Source organism: Fibrobacter sp. UWB16 (genome assembly GCF_900215325.1).
In the GTDB taxonomy this organism is placed as follows: domain Bacteria; phylum Fibrobacterota; class Fibrobacteria; order Fibrobacterales; family Fibrobacteraceae; genus Fibrobacter.
Map to the genome: position 1 here is coordinate 423906 of NZ_OCMS01000002.1, position 14509 is coordinate 438414.

16 protein-coding genes are annotated in these 14509 nt (G+C 48.2%); 9 read left to right on the plus strand and 7 right to left on the minus strand.

The window, feature by feature from the left end; all coding sequences use genetic code 11:
* Nucleotides 1-62 precede the first annotated feature (62 nt).
* Both CRN95_RS07095 and CRN95_RS07100 read left to right on the plus strand, forming a co-directional pair.
* A complete protein-coding gene (locus CRN95_RS07095) occupies nucleotides 63-1700 on the plus strand; it encodes a fumarate hydratase (protein ID WP_072826902.1) in 1638 nt (545 codons plus the stop codon).
* A gap of 115 nt (nucleotides 1701-1815) precedes the next feature.
* A complete protein-coding gene (locus tag CRN95_RS07100) occupies nucleotides 1816-2181 on the plus strand; it encodes a hypothetical protein (RefSeq protein ID WP_088629302.1) in 366 nt (121 codons plus the stop codon).
* A gap of 76 nt (nucleotides 2182-2257) precedes the next feature.
* Here the strand turns inward: CRN95_RS07100 and CRN95_RS07105 are convergent, their stop codons facing one another.
* Nucleotides 2258-3988, minus strand: coding sequence for an arabinofuranosidase catalytic domain-containing protein (locus CRN95_RS07105; protein WP_088629301.1), 1731 nt, complete (start codon nucleotides 3986-3988; stop codon nucleotides 2258-2260).
* Between the two features lie 114 nt (nucleotides 3989-4102).
* The gene (locus CRN95_RS07110) at nucleotides 4103-4654 is read right to left on the minus strand and encodes a pseudouridine synthase (protein WP_088629300.1); all 552 of its coding nucleotides are present in this window, start codon (nucleotides 4652-4654) and stop codon (nucleotides 4103-4105) included.
* Nucleotides 4655-4689: 35 nt separating this feature from the next.
* On the opposite strand from CRN95_RS07110, the gene CRN95_RS07115 reads away from it, so the two are divergent.
* Nucleotides 4690-5445, plus strand: coding sequence for an acyl-[acyl-carrier-protein] thioesterase (locus CRN95_RS07115; protein ID WP_088629299.1), 756 nt, complete (start codon nucleotides 4690-4692; stop codon nucleotides 5443-5445).
* A gap of 198 nt (nucleotides 5446-5643) precedes the next feature.
* On the opposite strand, the gene CRN95_RS07120 is transcribed toward CRN95_RS07115, so the two are convergent.
* Entirely contained in the window at nucleotides 5644-6195 is a 552-nt protein-coding gene (locus CRN95_RS07120) for a carbohydrate-binding family 9-like protein (RefSeq protein ID WP_088629298.1), read from the minus strand.
* A gap of 348 nt (nucleotides 6196-6543) precedes the next feature.
* On the opposite strand from CRN95_RS07120, the gene CRN95_RS07125 reads away from it, so the two are divergent.
* Both CRN95_RS07125 and CRN95_RS07130 read left to right on the plus strand, forming a co-directional pair.
* Nucleotides 6544-6876, plus strand: a complete 333-nt coding sequence (locus tag CRN95_RS07125; RefSeq protein ID WP_235002928.1) for a SpoVG family protein — start codon at nucleotides 6544-6546, stop codon at nucleotides 6874-6876.
* A gap of 12 nt (nucleotides 6877-6888) precedes the next feature.
* On the plus strand, nucleotides 6889-8418 hold the full coding sequence (locus tag CRN95_RS07130; protein WP_088629297.1) for a YifB family Mg chelatase-like AAA ATPase: 1530 nt from the start codon (nucleotides 6889-6891) through the stop codon (nucleotides 8416-8418).
* Here the strand turns inward: CRN95_RS07130 and folB are convergent.
* The gene (gene folB, locus CRN95_RS07135) at nucleotides 8415-8777 is read right to left on the minus strand and encodes a dihydroneopterin aldolase (protein WP_088629296.1); all 363 of its coding nucleotides are present in this window, start codon (nucleotides 8775-8777) and stop codon (nucleotides 8415-8417) included. The two genes, CRN95_RS07130 and folB, sit on opposite strands and share 4 nt — an antisense overlap.
* Nucleotides 8777-9835, minus strand: coding sequence for a hypothetical protein (locus tag CRN95_RS07140; protein ID WP_088629295.1), 1059 nt, complete (start codon nucleotides 9833-9835; stop codon nucleotides 8777-8779). Before CRN95_RS07140 ends, folB begins: the two co-directional genes overlap by 1 nt.
* Nucleotides 9836-10230: 395 nt before the next feature.
* On the opposite strand from CRN95_RS07140, the gene pgk reads away from it, so the two are divergent.
* The 3 genes from pgk to CRN95_RS07155 all read left to right on the plus strand — a co-directional run bounded on the left by pgk (nucleotide 10231) and on the right by CRN95_RS07155 (nucleotide 12992).
* On the plus strand, nucleotides 10231-11487 hold the full coding sequence (pgk, locus tag CRN95_RS07145) for a phosphoglycerate kinase (protein ID WP_088629294.1): 1257 nt from the start codon (nucleotides 10231-10233) through the stop codon (nucleotides 11485-11487).
* A gap of 295 nt (nucleotides 11488-11782) precedes the next feature.
* Nucleotides 11783-12262, plus strand: a complete 480-nt coding sequence (locus CRN95_RS07150; protein ID WP_097020485.1) for a hypothetical protein — start codon at nucleotides 11783-11785, stop codon at nucleotides 12260-12262.
* Between the two features lie 142 nt (nucleotides 12263-12404).
* Nucleotides 12405-12992 (plus strand): hypothetical protein, encoded by a 588-nt coding sequence (locus tag CRN95_RS07155; RefSeq protein WP_097020486.1) that lies wholly within the window; start codon nucleotides 12405-12407, stop codon nucleotides 12990-12992.
* 12 nt (nucleotides 12993-13004) lie between these two features.
* On the opposite strand, the gene CRN95_RS14910 is transcribed toward CRN95_RS07155, so the two are convergent.
* A complete protein-coding gene (locus CRN95_RS14910; protein WP_200816187.1) occupies nucleotides 13005-13160 on the minus strand; it encodes a hypothetical protein in 156 nt (51 codons plus the stop codon).
* 75 nt (nucleotides 13161-13235) lie between these two features.
* Here CRN95_RS14910 and CRN95_RS07160 point away from each other — a divergent pair, with 75 nt between their 5' ends.
* Nucleotides 13236-13583 (plus strand): hypothetical protein, encoded by a 348-nt coding sequence (locus CRN95_RS07160; protein WP_088629291.1) that lies wholly within the window; start codon nucleotides 13236-13238, stop codon nucleotides 13581-13583.
* 110 nt (nucleotides 13584-13693) lie between these two features.
* Here CRN95_RS07160 and CRN95_RS07165 read toward each other — a convergent pair whose 3' ends face one another.
* Nucleotides 13694-14311 (minus strand): hypothetical protein, encoded by a 618-nt coding sequence (locus CRN95_RS07165; protein ID WP_097020487.1) that lies wholly within the window; start codon nucleotides 14309-14311, stop codon nucleotides 13694-13696.
* Nucleotides 14312-14509 lie beyond the last annotated feature (198 nt).

Consider the following 14509-nt stretch of genomic DNA (forward strand, 5'->3'; position numbering starts at 1 on the left):
ATGGAAAGAATTATTTTTACAGCCGAAAGTAACGAAATAACCCTTAACCCCTATTATCTACTATGGCATTCAAATACGAAGCTACCGTCCAGCACGGTGAAGATACTACCGAATACGTAAATCTCGGTAAAGATGGCGTTTCTGTCGCCGAATTCGAAGGCAAGAAGATCCTCAAGGTTTCCAAGGAAGCTTTGACGAAGATCGCTCAGGCTGCATTCGAAGAAGTTGAATTCTGCCTCCGTCCGGCCCATACGGCCAAGGTCGCCAAGATTCTCCAGGATCCGGAAGCTTCGGATAACGACAAGTTTGTCGCCCTCACCATGCTCAAGAACGCATGCGTTGCCGCTAAGGGCATTCTCCCGTTCTGCCAGGATACCGGTACGGCTATTTGCGTTGCCCACAAGGGCCAGCAGGTCTGGACGGGCTTTGATGACGCCGAAGCTATTTCTGAAGGTGTCTACAACGCTTACACCACCAAGAACCTTCGCTACAGCCAAATTGCTCCCTTGACCATGTACGAAGAAAAGAACACGGGCTGCAACCTCCCGGCTCAGATTGATATCCATGCCGAAGAAGGTGCCGAAATGAAGTTCTTGTTCGTCGCCAAGGGCGGTGGTTCTGCTAACAAGACTTACTACTGGCCGATGACCAAGGCGCTCCTCAACCCGAAGTCCTTGGAAAAGTTCCTCGCCGAAAAGGTGAAGACGCTCGGTACAGCCGCTTGCCCTCCGTACCACCTTGCTATCGTGATTGGCGGTACCTCTGCCGAAATGAACACGCACATGGTGAAGCTCGCTAGCTGCGGCTACCTCGACGATATTCCGACGAGCGGTTCTGAAGGCGGTCGTATTTTCCGCGACCTCGAAATGGAAGAAAAGGTTCTCCACATTTGCCAGAAGACAGGCATTGGCGCCCAGTTCGGTGGCAAGTACCTCGTACACGATGTTCGCGTGATCCGCGCTCCGCGTCATGCTGCAAGCTGCCCGGTTTCCATCGGCGTTTCTTGCTCTGCTGACCGTAACATCAAGGCCAAGATTGACGAAAACGGCCTCTGGCTCGAAAAGATGGAACACCATCCGGAAAATTATATCCCGGCTGGCAACGCCGTGAACCTTGCTCCGGCTATCGAAATTGACCTTGACCGTCCGATGAAGGAAGTGCTCGCCGACCTCACCAAGTATCCGGTGAAGACGCGTCTTTCCCTCAAGGGTACGATGATCGTGGCTCGCGACATGGCCCACGCGAAGATTGCTGAAATCTTCGACAAGCAGGAACGCGGCGAAGAACTCACGGACGAAGAAAAGACCGTGCTCAAGGTTGTTTCTGACCACCCGATTTACTACGCTGGCCCGGCCAAGACTCCGGCAGGCATGCCGACGGGTAGCTTTGGCCCGACGACGGCTAACCGCATGGACCCGTACGTGATGCGCTTCCAGAGCAAGGGTGCTTCGATGATCATGGTCGCTAAGGGCAACCGCTCTCAGGACGTGACCGACGCCTGCAAGAAGTACGGTGGATTCTTCCTCGGCTCTATCGGCGGTCCGGCAGCCATCCTCGCTGAACAGAACATTCTCAGCAACGACATCGTGGCCTTCCCGGAACTCGGCATGGAAGCCATCCGCAAGATCACCATCAAGGACTTCCCGGCATTCATCTTGGTCGATGACAAGGGCAACAACTTCTTTGAAGGACTTATCTAATCGGATGAATTGTCATTCCCGCCTTGAGCGGGAATCTCCCTTTCATTAAGAACGTCCCGCAAGTTTGTGCTTGCGGGGCGTTCTTGTATATAGGAATTTGTATATATTTAAAGCGATGTTTAAGGCTTTGCGTATCGCTGTATTTCTTTTGATGTGCTGCAGTTCTGTAGCGATGGCCCAGCTTTTATCTGATGTTCAGAAATCTCAAAACGAAGAGAATGTTTGGGTCCCTGAATCTGTATTATACATGTCTCCAAATTTACCCAAATGCATGGACTTAGGGAACGGATGTCTAGGGGAAAACCTTAATTATGATAAAGTAAAAGATGGAATAGAGTGGGACAAGTGCCGTAATGGAGATAAGGATTGCTATTTGACAAAAAATGTGAAGAATGCGGAACCCTTTGTTAAAGCTCTAGTACAGCCGTTTATCTATAATCACGAAAAGCGTGAACGCCAGTCCGGCGAATCGTCAAAATAATCGTAATGTAATTGCTATTGAAAAAAGCAGACTTCTTTCGAAGCCTGCTTGAATGAGTTTGGTTGTGAGGAGTGTGTTATTTCGTATTTGAAATTCGAATTGTTTTGCTATTGGTCTTGATGACGTAAATGCCACCTGGTAGATTTACACGAGCTTTATCCCAAATGTTTTGCATAGAGCTTTCGCTTGCTTGGAATGAGGTCACGCGGTTCCCAAGGACATCATAGACGGAGTAAGCTTGCGATGAATTTGTCCGAATGCTGAATTTAGGCAATGCCGTTTTTTCTTTGGCCGCAGCAATTTCAATCCAATCGAGATTAAAGTATGGCTTGTCTATTCGAATTTTGAGTACATGGTCGCCCGCGGTAATTGCAGGTACGGTCGTTGTGACGGTTTCGAAGTTTTTCCAGTCACCGGTGTTGGGAACAGTGATTTTAGCGATATCTTTATCATCAACGAGAATGGAGAAGAATGTGCTATCGCTTGGCGACGATACGCGTGCGGTAATGTCGAGCGAATCGTTTTTGGAGACTTTTATCGTATAACGCAGCCAATCGTTGGCATAACCCCAGCCGTAAATAATGGCGTCGCCTGCGCTGTCGAGGCCTGCATTGTCTTCGCGGTAGAGCGAGTTCTCGTTTTCAATGTCGGTGTCCAAGAATCCCTGACCGTTGCCGCCCTTGTCGTAGTTTTCTGCTTCGATTTTTCCCGGGATGGTAAGCGTATCCTTAAACGGTTCAATCGGATCAGGCTTCTTGAGTTCAATTTTACTTCCATAACCGGCAGCGACAATGTTTGCTTGAACTTTATCGTCAATAGAATCTGGCGGGTTGCCGATTGTCATGCAGCCTTCGAAGAATGTTCCTGCGCCGCCATCGCTGCCGTCACCGCCGTTGCCGAGGACAATGGCGCCTTGGAGCTTGCGCGGACTATAGCCTCTTTTGCGGGGACCATCCCACATAGTGGTGAGCTTTCCTTCTTGCGCACTGCCGCCTTTCAGTTTGAATGTGCCGTCGTTCGGTCCTTTGAGCATGGCTGTAGCGTAGTCGGCATCAATTGTTTGTGCATCTGGCCATGGGGTAGTATGTGTTCTGCCCCACATGTATCCGGCATCGTTGCCTTTGAACACGCCGTCTTCCAAGTCGGCGGCGACCCATGGGCCTGTGCCTTGTCCAGGACCGCCCCAATCCTTGTCGTCACCGAAATAAATACATTCCATGGTTCCCGGGCCGTCGTCATTGCCGGTTGTTTCAGCGTTGCCGTAGTTGAAACAGCACATGTCATTGTAGTGCCTGCCATCGACCACCATGTACATGGATTCTTCTTCGTCTCCGGTAGCGACACCTTTGGTTTCGTTGTTGCGGTAACCTGTAGAAGACCACGCGTCGCGATAAAAGCCGTACGCTTTTCGACCGTTGATGTAGATGGGCGCCCTGTCGGCGATGGCTTCTCTGCCGCCTTCTTTAAGCCAAAAGACGGGAGGCGATTTTTTCAAATCGTTTTTGTAACTACTCTGGTCATAAATGATTGAAATTGTGCATTTGGAGCCTGCACAAAAGTCGTCTTGCACGGAAGATTTGACATAACCTCCCATGGTCTCAACCGGAATGTCCTTGGTTTCGCCGTCGGCACGGCGGACCTGGTAAAGATTCCCGTTGTAATTGCCGTACAAGGCTCGGGTTAAACTGTGTGCGGCTACGCATGGCGTATTGGCTCTTGCGTAAATGTCGCACGGACCTTCGTTAGCATAGACTGTTATGGCTGTAGCCGCTAACAAGGCTACAACCTTGATTGTTGTGTATTTCATCCAAATATCCCCCTTTGGTGATTACTATTAAGAAAATATCTCTTTGAAGGGGGATAAATATTGGCTTTTAGAAATCTTCCATTGTCAATTTATCAAAGGCGAATAATCGGATGTTTAAATAACTTTGTCTGTGACGATGCGCCATTCGCCGGGCTTTAATTTGCCAAGCGGGATGTTTCCGATTTGCACGCGGACAAGGCGGAGCGTGGGGAAGCCTACGGCTGCAGTCATGTGACGGACTTGGCGGTTCTTGCCTTCGATGAGCGTTAAACGGACCCAGCTGGTGGGAATGTTTGCGCGGAAACGTACTGGCGGATTGCGTTCCCAAATCCAGTCCGGGGCTTCGACAATTTCAGCTTTGCAGGGCTTCGTGTGGTAGCCCTTGATGTCTACTCCTTTTGCGAGCTTGCGAACGGCTTCTTCGGTGATTTGGCCGTCTACTTGCGCGAGGTATGTGCGTGGGTGCTCGTATTTTGGGTCTAGAAGCTTTTTGATGAGCTTGCCGTTATCGGTCAGGAGCAAAGCGCCCTCGCTATCGTGGTCGAGTCGGCCTGCGGCGTACACTCCTGGCGGAAATCCGAAGCTATCGAGGGCGGGGTGGCCCGCTTCGGGGGTGAACTGGCTCAAAACACCAAAAGGCTTATTGAAAATAATAACGGTAGACATGCGCCCAAATGATAAAAAAAATTATATTAAAAACCATGATTGATATTTATACTTTGGCGAAAAATCCGCTCGTGTTCCAAAAGCCGAGAACAATTACTTCGGCTTATATTGATGTGTCTGGAAAGATGGGTCTTGCACAGACTGTGCTCATGGTCCAGGACAATATTACTGAAAATTTTGGCGCCATGAAAATGGATAATTTCGTGGTGAAAGAAAAGGGCGGCTTCTGGGTCGTTTACAAGGCTAAGTTCAAGTTCCTCAAGCGCCCGTATTGGCGTGACAAGGTTGTGACGACGTCTTTTCCGGCGGATAATCAGCTGATTCGTTTGAACGAAAATACGGCAATCACCACGGTGGAAGGCGAACCGATTATTTTTGCAAAACAGGAAATGTGCTGCCTCAGTCTCGATCGCCATCGCCCGATGCGACTTTCTTCGGTGGACTTCCCGACGGAAGGTTTCCCGGAAGCGTTTATGACGGATGAATTCGACCGCTTTAACGTGAAGCCCGAAGAGTACGAAGAAGTTTATCAGCAAAAGGTGCTGCCGCAGCATATCGACATGTCGCACCACATGAACAACATTGAATATGTGAAGCTTGCGCTCAATGTGTTTAGCGCTTCGGATTTGGAACTCTGCATTCCGTCTGAACTCGAAGTTCATTACTTGGGCGAATCCGAAGAAGGGCAGACGATGAGAGTCTTCCGTGCCGATCACAACGGTGCTACGTACATGCGAATTCTCGACGAAAATGATCGCCCCGTCTTCGAGATGAAACTTAGAATGATGTAAACTATTACGCTCGTCGTCATTCTGACGACCGTAGGGCGGAAGAATCGAGTGCGAGGTGAGCAAAGCAGGGCTGCTTGCAGACCTATTTTTGAGCCGAAGCCTCGGACGGCGTAGCCGTCAATCCAGTAATTTCTTGAGTTCTTCGCTAGACTTGACTGGATCTTTCCGCCGTTGGCGTCAAGATGACGAGATGCATCTTTATTGCTGCAATATCTGAAAGAATTCCGGGCGGTGAAAGTCCGGTTTTTCTGTTTCTATGCGGAATGCGCTCAGGTAATGGGGCGTGTTTGCTTTATCGGCGCATTTGTAGAGGTTTCCGCGGAGTGGCGCCTCGAATGCTTTTATTCCAAAAATCTCGGCAGGAATTTCGACCGTCATTGTCCAATAGACAGAATCGTCCTGAATGCTCGGCGCTGTTCCTGAACGCTTGATTTTCGCGATAGTGTCGAGCGGAAGCGTTTGTCTGTTGTTGCGATCGTTTCCTCGGGCGGCGAGCACAAAGCCTCGGCTTGTCGTTTCGAAGTTGAAATATTCGGCTGGGTTCGTTGGGTTCTGCAAAAAAATTTCCACGCAGGAATCTTCCCAGCTGCGTCCGTTGTCTTCTTGAACGGCGGCGCGGTAGCAGTCCAAAGGTTCTTCTACGGTAAACTTAACGACGACGCTGTTTGTCGTTTGCGAAAACTCGGCTGTGACCATTGGGTGAATGATTCCCTGGTTGGCCGTCCATTGCATATTCGGTTTTAAAAGCATGGGTAGAAGTTAGAAAAAGTTATTGGTAGTTGGTCATTGGTTATTGGTCTTTGGTTGATTGTTGAAACTAAAGATTTTCTAATGACCATTGACTAATGACTATTGACCTTATTTTATAGCTTTAATTTAATGTGGATAAAGTATTGAATTTGATTAACTTATATGAATTAAAAAGACTGATTAATCAGTGGTTAAATCGATTAATCACTTTTTTATTTGAATGAAAGTGCTGAAATTTGCTTAAAAACGCCAATTTTTGCTTTGGCACGCCTTTTGCATACTGTGTTGTGTTCCGCTAGAATGCGAGTGCATTTGCCTGCGGTTAATCTTCAAAAATAGGAGGCCGATATGGCTGAAAAAACAGAAAAGAAAACATCGTGTATCCCTGCAATGTCCCCGGCGTTTGACTGTCTTGCCGTGACGAATGTTCAAGTTTATCCGTTCAAGGAAGGGGCTAATCTTGGCCACATGAAGGGGATTGCGACAATTGTACTGAATGACCAAATTCAGATTCGTGGGCTCCGCGTGATGGATGGCGAAAATGGCATGTTTGTGGGGTATCCGCTTGATACATTCTACAAGGGCGAAGATTACCGCACTGTATGTTTGCCGATTACGCGACAGCTGCGTGAACATATCGAAAATTGCGTGCTTGAAAAGTATCAGGCTGCAGTAGCGTAAGGTAGGTGCAAATTGTTTCGTAGAATCCGTTCTTATTGCTTGTTTGGAATAAAGGCTGTTCCCGTGAGTGTAGAAGTCGATGCCTCTCAAGGACTGCCAGGTTTTACTCTTGTTGGGCTTCCGGACAATGCGGTAAGGGAATCTCGAGAGCGAGTCGTTTCGGCAATACGTTCCATCGGGAAAGTGGTGACTGGTTTCCGTACAACGGTGAACTTGTCGCCTGCGGATTTACGAAAGGAGGGGAGTGCATTAGACCTTCCGCTAGCGATTGGCTTGCTTGTTTCGACTGGGGAAATTGAAATTCCACAGCTGGATCGCTATGTCTTTGTGGGCGAACTTTCATTGGATGGTTTGTTGAAGCCTGTCCGTGGAGTGTTATCTATCGCAATGAATTTGTCTACAGAACGTGAGCGCATTCTCGTTATTCCGCGCGGGAATGTGCAGGAAGCCTCGCTAGTGGAAGGTCTTCGTTTTATTTGTGCGGATACACTTGGGGAATGTGTTGAAATTCTAGAGCGCAATTCAAGCCAAGATGTGAAAATCTCAAAAGGGATTGCGTCGTGTCGGGCGGATATTGGTAATGGCGTTCCTGATTTTAAGAATGTGGTGGGGATGGAAGGTGTAAAGCGAGCGCTTGAAATTGCTGCTGCGGGAGCGCATAATTTTTTGCTTGTGGGCTCTCCTGGTGCGGGCAAGACGCTTTGTGCGAAATGCTTGCCGGGAATCCTCCCTGAGATGACGGAACAGGAAATCTTGGAAACAACGCGAATCCATTCCTGTGCGCGTCGTGCTGGTGATTCTGATGAGTTTAAACCTGTACTTACGCGGCCATTCCGTTCACCGCATCATTCGGCGTCTATGGCTTCGCTTGTAGGCGGTGGCACACGGCTCTTGCCGGGCGAGGCGAGCTTGGCACATAATGGCGTATTGTTCTTGGATGAGTTGCCTGAGTTCAACCGGAGCGTCTTGGAAGCTTTACGCGAGCCGATGGAAGAAGGTGAAATCTCGGTTAGCCGAGCTAGCGGTACTGTGGTGTGGCCTGCTCGATTTATGATGGGGGCTGCTATGAACCCGTGCCCATGCGGCTATTCAATGGACCCGAAACGCGAGTGTACTTGCTTGCCCGAGGCTCGCAAACGTTATCGTGAAAAAATCTCGGGACCGCTATTGGACCGTATCGATATCCAGGTGAGCGTGCCACCTGTAGATGCTGCCATGTTTGCGATAAAAGGGCGAGGGGAGTCGTCTGCGGATATTCGCAGGCGCGTGTGTACTGCACGATCTGTTCAGCGGGAGCGCTTTCGCAATTTGACTTTTAAATCCAATGCCGAAATGTCGTCGGAATACGCACGGAAATTTGCGGAGATGACTCCTGCTGTAGAAAGCTTTGCGGTAAATGCCGCTGCTAAAATGGAATTGAGTGCGCGCGGATACTTTAGGTTGTTAAAAGTCGCGCGCACGATCGCTGACTTGCGCGGCGCCTCCGCCGTTGATATTATGGATCTTTCAGAAGCTTTGCGCTACCGCGCCTTTAGAGGCTAATCTCTACTAATCTTAATGCTTGCTTCGGCGCCAAGGCAACCGGGAACGGCTTTGGGCTTTGCGACGGATACTTCGACGGCGGTTGCTTTGGGGTAATGCTCCAGAACGTATTCCGCGGTCTTAACGACCAGAGTCTCGACTAGCTTAAAACAAGAAAGGCGGATGAACCCTTTGAGTTCTTCCGCCAGCTTTGCATAATCGATAGATTCGTTTAAATCTTCAGTTTCTGCAGCTTTGGCAAAGTCCAACCAAAGGGTCAGGTTCAAGATGATTGGCTGTTCGTTTTCGCGTTCGTAGGGGAGTATGCCTACAATGCAATCAAATTGAACGTCTTTGAGTCGGATTCGCCCTTGTTCCATTACCATGCGAACAACACGATAGCTGTTGTCAAGGAGATTGCTGTGACGCCGAACCAGATGTTGCGGCCCATAGCGTAAGAATCCTTGGTGTCCGTGTTAACCTTCATTCTGTCTTGGAGGTCTGCATAAGTCCAGCCACTAGCCATGAATGCGCCTCTATTAGTTTCAGTCGTAGCGTTTCTTGTTGTCTTGTAGTGGTCAATGCAAGCTTTCTGGTCCGTGACACCGTTAATCTTGCTGCAAGCGGTCTTGATCTTGTCTTCGACGATGTCAGAAACTTTCTTAAGCTTCTTGTAGGCGTCGTTTGCTTCGCTAGACTTCATCTGCTGGTAGATGCCCATGACGGCGCTGCCTGCTGCAACTGCGGAGAGGGCGACTGCGCTCCAGAAGCGGACTTCGTCAGCAATACCGAAACGGTCGGTAACATCTTGTGCTGCTGCAGAAGCGGAGTAATCGCGAGCATCGGCACGAGCGTTAGTGCTATTCAAGTCACCGGAAACATCGTAGTTCTTGCCGCTTTTTGCTGCAATGATGTCTTCGTCGCAAGAAACGTCAAATTCGTCGCATTCCTGCTTCGGAGCAGAGGCGCTTTCAGCCGGAGCTTCGCCCTTGAGGTCAACCTGTACGCCGTTGACAAATGCGATTGCGGACGTTGCACCCGGGATGTAAACGAACTTGCCGTCAAAGTAAACCTTTTCTGCGTCATCACCCGGCTTCATGCCGCGGCGAACGTAAAGCTTGGACTTCACAACGTTTTTGTAAGAGGCGGTAGAAGGAACGCTCAACGCTGTCATGGAAGAAATATCACCGACATCACCGATGTAAAGCTGATAGGCGTTAATGCCGGATTCCTGAGCAAACTTCTGACGGAGAACGATTTTTCCAGAAGGAACAGATGCTGCTTCATCAACAGAAACTGTGTTCAGTTCGCCGTAAGAGGCAAAAATCTGATTGTCAGACGAGACGGCATCTTTTGCCGTGAAATCAGCAATATCATAAACTCCAGCGAATGCTGCTGCAGCGGAAAGGCAGAGGGCCAATAAGAAAGAACGCTTCATCGTATCTACTCCGAATAATCCAATTTTTTTGGAAAATATATAAAAAAAACACCAGTAATGAATTATATAATTTTTTTTCACGAAAGGAATCACGATTTGGGCGAATAAATTATTAGTGTGATGAAAATATCATGTAATTATAGGGTTTAATTGGCTTCGTTTGTAAACGTCTATTTACAAAATGCAAGGCTGGGCTAAATGGGGGGGGATGGGGTTGGCGCCTTCTTGTGAAATCGGAATTAGGAAATTGTCGCAGCTCTCGCCTTTGACGCTCTTTGAGCGTCTTTTGCTGGGCTCAAAAATGAATCTGCAAGCAGCTTCGCTTTGTTCGCCCTACGCAAAAGTTACTATATTTTCCCGCGTGAAATTTTAACCCTAAAAAAGAAGGTGCTATAATGGCAAAGCTTTCTATCGAAGATCTCGAACTCGCCGGCAAGCGCGTGTTCATCCGTGTCGACTTCAACGTTCCGCAGGACAAGGTGACTGGTGAAATCACCAACACCAAGCGTATCGAAGCCGCTCTCCCGACCATCCAGTACGCTCTCGACAAGGGTGCAGCCGTCGTGCTCGCTTCCCACCTCGGCCGTCCGAATGGCGAAAAGAACATGAAGTACACGCTCGCTCCGGTTGCAAAGAAGCTCGAAGAACTCATCAAGAAGCCGGTGAAGTTCCTCTCCGACTGCGTTGGTCCGGAAGTCGAAGCCGCCTGCGCCGCTATCAAGCCGGGTGAAATCATCCTCCTCGAAAACCTCCGCTTCCACATCGAAGAAGAAGGCAAGCGCAAGATCAAGAACGCTGATGGCACCGAAACCAAGGAAAAGGCCGACAAGGAAGCCGTCAAGGCATTCCGCGCAAGCCTCACCAAGCTCGCTGACGTTTATGTGAACGACGCTTTCGGTACCGCTCACCGCGATCACTCTTCCATGACTGGTGTCGCACTCCCGCAGCGTGCCGCTGGTTTCCTCATGAACAAGGAACTCAAGGCTTTCGACCAGGTGCTCAACAATCCTCCGCGTCCGTTCCTCGCCATCCTCGGCGGTGCAAAGGTCGCTGACAAGATCCAGCTCATCAACAACCTCCTCGACAAGGCCGACAAGATCATCATCGGCGGCGGCATGGCTTTCACCTTCAAGAAGGTTCTCAACAACATCGAAATCGGTTCTTCTTTGTTTGACGAAGAAGGTGCCAAGCTCGTTCCGGATCTCATGGCTAAGGCTAAGGCTGCTGGCAAGGAAATCATCCTCCCGGTTGACTACATCGCTGCCGACAAGTTCGCTGCCGATGCTGCTACTAAGGCTGTCACGGATGCCGAAGGCATTCCGGCTGGCTGGATGGGCCTCGATGTGGGCGCTGAATCCACCAAGCTCTTCGTGAATGCTATCAAGTCCGCAAAGACCATCGTCTGGAACGGTCCTGCAGGCGTGTTTGAATTCGAAGCCTTTGAAAAGGCTACCAAGGCTATGGCCGACGCTATCGTCGAAGCTACCGCTGCTGGCGCAATCACCGTGATCGGTGGTGGCGATACCGCTACGGCTGCCAAGAAGTACGGCGCTGACAAGAAGGTGACCCACACCTCTACGGGTGGTGGCGCATCCCTCGAACTCCTCGAAGGAAAGGTGCTCCCGGGCGTCGCTGTGCTTACTGATAAGTAATCCACAGGAAAGTCATCCTGGAGCCCTAAAAAGGGCGATAGGATCCATCACCTTTGAAAGACTCTGCAAGTTTTTGCAGGGTCTTTTTTGTGTTGTCATGCCGCACTTGCTAATAGCCACTTGCAGCTTTGCTGCTTAGTGGATATAGTCCTCGAAACGGGGAAGGCGGCATCGCCTTTTTAGAGACTCTCGCGTTCTCGCGAGATTTTTTTCGTTCTATATATCTTTTTTATTGCTTTGTCAGTTATTCGCTTTTTTTTCAGAGAATCTGGAATCATTATTCTATTTTATTTGCATGCATTTTTACAAACATTTGATTGTAGCTTTGATTTTGCTTTGTTCGTTCAGTTTTGCGCAGGAAAAGTCTTTGAACGGCTCGATTCCTGTTGCGAAGACTCCTGTGGATTCTGCTGCGTATTATCAGAAAATGTATGAGTACAATTTGGAAAAATATCACACCGATGTTTTTGTGAAAGACGTGATGTTCTGGACTTATATCGGAGGCATGATTGCTTCTGGTTGTATCTCTTTGCCTGTGGCTTTGGGGGCGGGAGTTCGCGGTGGAAAAATATCTACTATGGAGAAGGTTGGGATTATTGCTCCTTTAGCTATTATGGGAACTGCTGGTCTTGGGTATATTACCTTTGAAATTGCGACATTAGTTCGCCGCAGTAAATATGAAAAATACTATCAAAAGTGGAATGATTATCAAATCGTGCCTTTTGTGAATCCCGTTAATGGGGGTGTGGGCGGATTATTGTCGTTGAATTTCTAGAACTGCAGGACTTATTCCTGTCAGTGGAATGGTCTTCGGGGCTTTTTTCGGATATGCTTGACTTGCGGTCTGCTTTTTTGTATATTAACAATAGAAACAGGGTGGTAGGTCGCCACCTGAGAAAAAAAGAAAGGCCAAATTGATGAAACAGGGTGGTAGGTTGCCACCTGAGAAAAAAAGAAAAACCAAAATTTGCCGCTTCTTATATGAAAATATAAGGAGCGGCTTTTTTGTTGAGGAGAAAATGAGCCGAATTACAATCGTTCATTTGAACGAAAAATTTTTTGAAGAGCATGCTCAGCATGTTGAAATATTAAAGAAACCAAAAAGACCGCATTTGGTTTTGATTTTGAAAATAGCTCAGGGTACGTTTGCTATTCCTTTTAGAACAAGTGCTCACCGTCCTAAGACAGGTCGTATTTCGCATTGCTTTTTCTTTGCAAAATCTGGTCGAAAATCGTTAAGCACGACAGGGCGTATCCCGGCTCTTGATTTTGCGAAGGCTGTTATTGTTACAGAAGATGATATTGGAGATGTAACAAGGATTGATGCAAATGAATTTAAGGAATTGCAAGATCATTTCCGCGAAATCGAGACGAAGTTTCTGAATTATCTAAGATATTATGTGAATTCAATTAAGACACAGACGAATTTGGATGCCCCTGAAATCAAGTATTCTTCACTGCAATATTTTATGGATACTCTTGTTGAAATGGATCTTGAAAAATAAATGGTTCTCGTTTTAGTCTTGTTCGCCTTGCTTTTGCGGTGCGGTTTCGTCGTGTTCCTCGATTTTACTGACTTTGGTGAACCAGTAGTCTTCGCTGTTGATGGAACTCATGTTGCCGATGAGCTGGTCGAGGTCGAGATTTTGAATGTCGTTGTTTTCGTTAGGCATAGCTAGAATATATATATTTATAAGAAAAGGTGATGCCGGCACGGAGGCCGGCATGACAATGTAAAAGGAGCTTTTATGTCGATTGCCGAATTTTCGAAGAAATTTCATGCAGATAAGCGCGGTAATTGCGCTATGGCTGTAGCTTATGGCTATGCGCGTGCTACGGGCAAGTCCGAAGATGAAGCGGTAAAGGCCGCTGAAATGTTCCGTACTTTTGGCGGTGGCAAGGCTCCGGACGGTTTGTGCGGGGCGCTCTATGCCGCGAAGATGATGCAGCCCGACCACGCTGAATCGATTGAAGATGTCTTTAAGCGCGGTGCTCAGGGCTGTACCAAGTGTAAGGAAATTCGCCCGAATAAGATTATCCCGTGCAACCGCTGTGTGGAACTGGCGGGCGAGGCGCTGGATTTTTTGGAGAAATAACTGGATGCTTCGGGCGTTTGCCCTCAGCATGACGAGTTGTACATTGTGGGCTTTCGCCCTCAGCATGACGTGATTAGGTGCTTCGGGCTTTTTGCCCTCAGCATGATGGTCTATACCCTCACGTTCAAGAGGTCTTCTTCCCAGGCGTCTTTTTGCTTGCGGAGAGCTTCGAGAGACTTGTCGTCGGCGGTGCTTTCGTCGCGTGCCTGCATGAGCTGCTTGTAGCCTTCGGCGAGTTCGCTTGCGTGCGGGTAGTCCGGTGCGAGTTTTGCAAGGGCCTCTAAAATGGCGTTGTCCGAATACAGGCGGGCAATCCCTTCGAGGGTGCGCTCGATATACTTTTGAGTTTCGTTGCTTTGCTTAAATGATTCAGCCTCTTCAAATTCAAGAGGCTTTATTTTGTCCATCCACTCGCACTCTTGAGCGTAGAGTTCGTTATCTTCGGCGATGGCGTCTTTACGACCGAAAATGGCCAACTGAGATTTGAGGAACGGACGGTAGCTCTCGATGTCGATTTTTTGCGATGTTTGCTCGAAAAAATTGCCAAGATTCTTGAGATTTGTTTCGGATGGATTGTTCAGAAGGCATTCTTTGAGGACTGCAAGCTGATCTTTTGGCGGGAGTCGCTTGAAAGATTCGGAACGGGTGCTGTTGGCGCGGATTCTGAGGCGTAAAATGCGCAACAGCAGAAGCATCATAACAATGAAAAATACAATAGACCAATTCATGGGCGGAAAAAATAGATAATCTGCGTCAAAAAATGATAGATAAAAGAATAAATTGCCTGTATTATACGGGTATCATTTAAAAAATCTCAAAAAAAACTGTTTTTACATATATTTTGCAATATTACAAGACCTCATTTCTTTTTATTTGGTTTATATTTAGGTGGAATTGTTGTACCTATTATTAGGTGGAGATTGGAA